This window comes from Mesorhizobium sp. M7A.F.Ca.CA.002.15.2.1 (assembly GCF_003998715.1).
GTDB classification, from domain to species: Bacteria; Pseudomonadota; Alphaproteobacteria; order Rhizobiales; family Rhizobiaceae; genus Mesorhizobium; species Mesorhizobium ciceri.
The window spans coordinates 1-6004 of the sequence record NZ_RZPI01000324.1; the positions used below are offsets into that span (position 1 = coordinate 1).

A 6004-nucleotide genomic window follows, 5' to 3' on the forward strand; every position below is an offset into this window, starting at 1 on the left:
ACTCCACGGTGATGCTGCGACGGAGACTGCTCGATAACCCGACCGCAGGCAAGATGAATTGCCACCTTGGCGTGTGGGCCAGCTTGACAGGCGGGGCGGGCAGGAGAAAGCTGTGCGCAGGGCAGGAACGGGACATCGGGCTGTCCTTGGCGTGGCAAAGCGCAACAGTCGAAGGAGTATCATCTTGGCTGTCACCATCACCTCCCTCATTCTTTTCCTCATCGGCCTGGCACTCGGCGGCGGCGGCATCCGCCTGGCGATGCTGGGCGGCAGCTGGTACTATGTCGTTGCTGGCCTTGCCTTCCTGATCGCCGCCTGGCTGCTCTACCGGCGCCGGTCCACCGCACTGTGGCTCTACGCGGCGATCGTGCTCGGCACGCTGGCCTGGGCGGTCTGGGAAACCGGCTTCGACTGGTGGGAACTCGGGCCTCGCGGCGGCGTCATCGTGCTTCTCGCTTTATGGCTGCTGACGCCGTGGGCGAGACGGGGTCTTGTCGGCCCTGACGCACGCGCGCCGCTGATCCTTGCCGTGCTGGCATCACTGGCCGTCGCCGGTTATTCGATGACTTCGGATCCGAAGGACATTGCCGGCGAACTCGGCACCGACAAGGTGGTCGCCAACGCCAATCTCGGCAATGACGTGCCGGCCGGCGAGTGGCACTATTACGGCCGCACGCAGTTCGGCCAGCGCTATTCGCCGCTCGACCAGATCACACCGGACAATGTCGCCAAGCTGCAGCCTGCCTGGACCTACCAGACCGGCGACGTGAAGGGACCGGACGATGTCGGCGAGACCACCTATCAGGTGACGCCGCTGAAGATCGGCGACACGCTCTACATCTGCACGCCGCATAATTTCGCCATCGCCATCGATGCCGCGAGCGGCAAGGAGAAATGGCGCTTCGATCCCAAGGTCAAGCTCGACAAGGACCGCCAGCACCAGACCTGCCGCGGCGTGGCCTATTACGCCGATGCCGCCGGCGCCGCCGGGCAGCCCTGTGCGACCCGCGTCTACCTGCCGACCTCGGACGCGCGGCTGATCGCGCTCGACGCCGCCAACGGGCAGATCTGCCCGGCTTTCGCCGAGGGCGGCACGCTGAACCTTCTGACCAACATGCCCTATCCGAAGTCGGGCTATTATTACTCGACCTCGGCACCGCTGATCTCAGGCGGCAAGATCATTGTCGGCGGCGCGGTCAACGACAATTATTCGACGCAGGAGCCGTCCGGCGTCATCCGCGCCTACGACGCTGCCACCGGCGCGCTGGTGTGGAACTGGGATTCCGGCAATCCGGACCAGACGACGCCGCTGCCGGCCGGCCAGACCTATACCGCCAACTCGCCCAACATGTGGTCGACGCCGAGCGCCGACGAGAAGCTCGGCCTGCTCTACGTGCCGCTCGGCAACCAGACGCCGGATCAGCTCGGCGCCGGGCGCAGTGCCAATGTCGAGAAGTTCTCGTCGTCGATCACCGCGCTCGACCTCAACACCGGACAGGTGCGATGGGTGCGGCAGACCGTGCACCACGATCTCTGGGACATGGACGTACCGGCGCAGCCGAGCCTGATCGACATCACCAAACCCGACGGCACGGTGGTGCCGGCGCTGGTCGGACCGACCAAGCAGGGCGATCTGTATGTGCTCGACCGCCGCACCGGTGAGCCGGTCATCGCGGTCAACGAAGTGCCGGCGCCCGGCGGCGCGATCGAAGGCGACCACACATCGCCGACGCAGCCGGTCTCCGATCTCACCTTCATGCCGAAGCCGCTGACCGGCGCCGACATGTGGGGCCTCACCATGTTCGACCAGTTGGCCTGCCGGATCGAATTCCAGGGCCTGCGCTATGAGGGTCGCTATACGCCGCCTTCCGTCCAGGGCTCGCTGATCTACCCCGGCAATTTCGGCACCTTCAACTGGGGTGGCGTCGCCGTCGACCCGGTCCGGCAGGTGCTGTTCGGCATGCCGACCTATCTGGCGTTCAAGTCGCAGTTGATCCCGCGCGATCAGGTGCCGCCGCCGGACGAAGGGCGGGGCAGCGAACAGGGGCTGAACCGCAACGAGGGCGCGCCCTATGCGGTGGTGATGGGACCGTTCCTGTCGCCGCTCGGCATTCCTTGCCAGGCGCCGCCCTGGGGCTATGTCGCCGGTGCCGATCTCAGGACCGGCAAGATCGCCTACAAGCACCGCAACGGCACCGTCTACGATATGACGCCGCTGCCGCTGCCGCTGAAGGTCGGCGTGCCCGGCATCGGCGGGCCGATGATCACCGCCGGCGGCGTCGCCTTCCTGGGGGCCGCAGTCGACGACTATCTGCGCGCCTACGACCTGACATCGGGCAAGCAGCTGTGGCAGGCGCGGCTGCCGGCCGGCGGGCAATCGACGCCGATGACCTATACGGTCGCCGACGGCCGCCAGTTCGTGGTCATCGTCGCCGGCGGCCACGGTTCGGTCGGCACCAAGCCGGGTGACTATGTGATGGCCTACGCGCTGCCGAAGTAGGGGCGACAGGGTGACGCGATCTTTCAGAGGTCGCGCCGCCCCTCATCTGTGCCGGTGTCCTTTCCCCGCATAGTGACGGGGAAAAGTGCCCGACTGGGCGATGAGGGGCGGGAATCTTCCGATCGGCCCGTTGTCGATCAGCCAATCCCCAAATGACCCTTCAGGCTGGGCACCGAGCCGAGCACCTTGTTGGTCAGGTCGGGGCCGGCGGCGGCTTCGGCCTGCTGGATCAGCGTCGCGCCGGCCTTCTGGATCTGCGCCATGTCGAGCCCGGATGCCTTGAGCGCGGCGATGCCGTTGATCAGCGCGCCGGCCTTCTCGCCGAGAACGCCGCCAAGCGCGCCCTGCAACGACGACAGAAAACCGCCACCGCCGGCCGGAGCGGCGGCCATGACGTCATATTGATGGGCGAGGTCGTCGGCGCCGGGGATTTTGGCGAAGAACGCCGAGGCGCTGGTGCCTTCCGCCTCGTGTTCGAGCACCGAGAAAATGGTGCCGACGACTTTCTCCGTCGTCGCCTGGTCGAGGCCCGCCTTCTGCGAAACGGTGTTGACGATGTCCTGGACGTTCATGGCGTCACCTCAACCCTGGGTTTTCGTGTTGCGGTTCCGCTCAGTGCGGACCCTGATCAACGATAGTCTGCCTGCATTCACAACCATCGAGCGTAGGGCCAAAGCGGCGGCCCCCGCAAGGACGACCGCGCTGGCGAGGATCGGGGAAGGCATGGTCATGGTCTCGCTTCCTTCTGGGTCTGAGGCACGCGGTCAAGATACCGTCGATAGCCACCTTCCTTCACGATTGTGGCAGCGCCAGCAGGATTTATCGCCAATGACTAAAAAGTGATGACACGGCCGCGCATGGGCACCGGCTTTGCTGCCCGGACGCGGCCGGCGGCATACGCCTGAGGCAATCGACGGCAGCGATGAGTGCTCGACTGGATGATGCCGGCTTGGTCCCTATGTAGCTGGGAATTGAAGCCCGAAGCAGAGGAGCCCATCCATGACGAGACCCGACGCCAAGCCCACCATCACCCAGGCGATGATCGACGCCTATGACGAGTACACGCATCTGACGCTCGATCGCCGCCGGTTCATGGAGCAGTTGACCCGGCTTGCCGGATCAGGTGCGGCGGCGGCGGCGATCGCGCCTCTTCTGGCGGCAAATTCGGCGCAAGCAGGAATCGTCGCCGACAACGATCCGCGCGTGAAGGGCGAGGACATCAGCTACCGCGGCGGCAGCGGCGAGATGAAGGGCTATCTGGTCAAGCCGGCGAACCAGACGGGCAAGCTCGGTACCGTCATCGTCGTGCATGAGAACAGGGGGCTCAACCCGCATATCCGCGATGTGGCGCGGCGCGTGGCGCTGGAAGGCTTCGTGGCGCTGGCGCCGGATTTTCTGTCGCCGCTCGGCGGCACGCCGACCGACGAAGACAGGGCGCGCGACATGTTCGGCAAGCTCGATCCGGCGCAGACCATCGCTGACGGTGTTGCGACCGTCGCTTTCCTCAAGAGCGACAAAGACGGCAACGGCAAGGTCGGCGCTATCGGCTTCTGCTGGGGCGGTGGCACGGTCAACATGCTGGCCGTCAACGCGCCCGATCTCAGTGCCGGCGTTGCCTATTACGGCATGCAGCCGAAGGCCGCCGATGTATCCAAGATCAAGGCGGCCTTGCTGCTGCACTATGGCGGACTCGACGAGCGCATCAATGCCGGCATCGACGCCTTCAAGAAGGAACTCGACGCGGCGCATGTCGACTACACGGTCTATGTTTATGAAGGCGCCAACCACGCCTTCAACAACGATACGTCGGCGGCGCGCTACGACAAGAAGGCGGCTGACCTCGCCTGGGGCAGAACGATCGCCTTCCTTCGGGAAAAACTGAAATGACTTCAGCTGTCATGCCGCCGGCGCCCAGGCGGTTTCGAAGGCCGGCGACAGGGTGAAGCCGGCCGGCCGCGCCGAAACGGGGGGCGGGCGGCGCATGCCTTCCTGCAGGTACCGCAACGCCGACGTCAGCCCGTTCATCGTGTAAGGCTTGGCTATGACGCCGATCGCGCCGGCGAAATGATCGGGGATGCGCTTCGGATTGGCGGTCATGAACACCACCGTCGAACTCTTCCTTTCGCCTATGTACTTGGCCACGTCGATGCCGGACGGCCCGTCACTCAGATGGATGTCGACGAAGGCGATATCGGCTTCGGTCGCATCCGCCATGGCCATGGCTTCCGCCGAAGAGGTCGCCCAGCCGACGACGCTGTGGCCGGCGTCCTCGACAAGGCTCTCCAGCTCCATTGCCAGCAGCGCTTCGTCCTCGATGATCAGGACCTTGAGCGGCTCAATCATGACACATTCCCTTTTTCCTGAGGTTCGTTCGGGATCGAGATAACGACCTTCGTGCCGGGGCCGGTGTCGCGCCATTCGATCTCGGCATGCAACTGGCGGGCGAGCGATTTGATCAGCCGCATGCCGAACGAGGCATCGCCGTTGGCGTCGGCCATGCCGACGCCGTCGTCCGACACCTCGATATTCAAGTGGCCGTCGGGCTGGCTCATTTTGATGCCCAGGCGGCCGGCCGACATTCCGTCGGGCTTGGACTTGAAGGCATGCTTGAGAGCATTGGTGACGAGTTCGTTGACCATCAGAGCGACGGGCGTTGCCTTTTCCGCGGAAATGACGATCGGTTCCAGGTCGAGAGCCGGACTGATCTCAGAGCGCCCCGACGCCGTCAGCAGGTCTGTCACCAGATCCTTGGCGAAATCCGCCACATCGAACTTGCTGACGTCCTTCGACTGATAAAGCCGCCGATGCACGGTGCTCAGGGCTTCGATGCGCTCCAGCATGGTGGTCAACGAACGCCTGATCGCTTCGTCCCGTATGGTCCGCCGCTGCATAATGATGAGGGAAGAGATCATCTGCAGGTTGTTTTTCACCCGGTGATCCACCTCATGCAGCAAGGTGGTCTGCGCCTCGAGGGCGGCTTCCAGTTCCGCGGTGCGTTCCTTCACCGCCTTTTCGAAGCGGTCCTTGTCCGCGTTGATGCGACTCTCCGATTGTTTGCGATCCGAGACGTCGAGCTGCGATGCGAAAAAGAACTGCAAATCGCCTTTGTCGTTCGAAACGGGGCTGATGTAGAGCGCGTTCCAGAAGGTCGAGCCGTCCCTGCGGTAGTTCAGGATATCGACGCTGACATCGGTTTCATCCTCGATCGCCGCGCGTATCTGTTCGACAGCGGCCTTGTCGGTCTTCGGTCCCTGCAGGAAGCGGCAGTTCCTGCCCAGAACCTCATGACGCTCATATCCGGTCAGTCGCAGGAAAGCGTCATTGGCGAACACGATAGGATTGTCCTGCTGTCGGGGATCGGTAATGATCATCGACATGCGGGTGGCGCGGATAGCCGCCGCGAACGGATCGCCCTTGCCGTGCTCGACATGCAGATCGTCCGTCATGTGCCATGCGTCGGCAGGCTCCCTGGTCCGTTTCCATTCCATTCTGTCACTCCAAGCC

5 protein-coding genes are annotated in these 6004 nt (G+C 64.3%); 2 read left to right on the plus strand and 3 right to left on the minus strand.

Annotated elements, in window-relative coordinates:
• The first annotated feature begins 184 nt into the window (after positions 1-184).
• Positions 185-2500, plus strand: a complete 2316-nt coding sequence (locus ENZ74_RS18490) for a glucose/quinate/shikimate family membrane-bound PQQ-dependent dehydrogenase (protein WP_063168289.1) — start codon at positions 185-187, stop codon at positions 2498-2500.
• Between the two features lie 137 nt (positions 2501-2637).
• On the opposite strand, the gene ENZ74_RS18495 is transcribed toward ENZ74_RS18490, so the two are convergent.
• Positions 2638-3072, minus strand: coding sequence for a hypothetical protein (locus tag ENZ74_RS18495; RefSeq protein WP_013530999.1), 435 nt, complete (start codon positions 3070-3072; stop codon positions 2638-2640).
• A 427-nt stretch (positions 3073-3499) separates the two neighbouring features.
• Between ENZ74_RS18495 and ENZ74_RS18505 the strand changes: the two genes are divergently transcribed.
• Positions 3500-4387 (plus strand): dienelactone hydrolase family protein, encoded by an 888-nt coding sequence (locus ENZ74_RS18505; RefSeq protein ID WP_063168288.1) that lies wholly within the window; start codon positions 3500-3502, stop codon positions 4385-4387.
• Between the two features lie 9 nt (positions 4388-4396).
• On the opposite strand, the gene ENZ74_RS18510 is transcribed toward ENZ74_RS18505, so the two are convergent.
• The gene (locus ENZ74_RS18510; RefSeq protein ID WP_063168287.1) at positions 4397-4843 is read right to left on the minus strand and encodes a response regulator; all 447 of its coding nucleotides are present in this window, start codon (positions 4841-4843) and stop codon (positions 4397-4399) included.
• On the minus strand, positions 4840-6004 hold a 1165-nt coding region (locus ENZ74_RS18515), incomplete at its 5' end, for a histidine kinase dimerization/phosphoacceptor domain -containing protein (protein WP_348630698.1). The genes ENZ74_RS18515 and ENZ74_RS18510, both read right to left, overlap by 4 nt.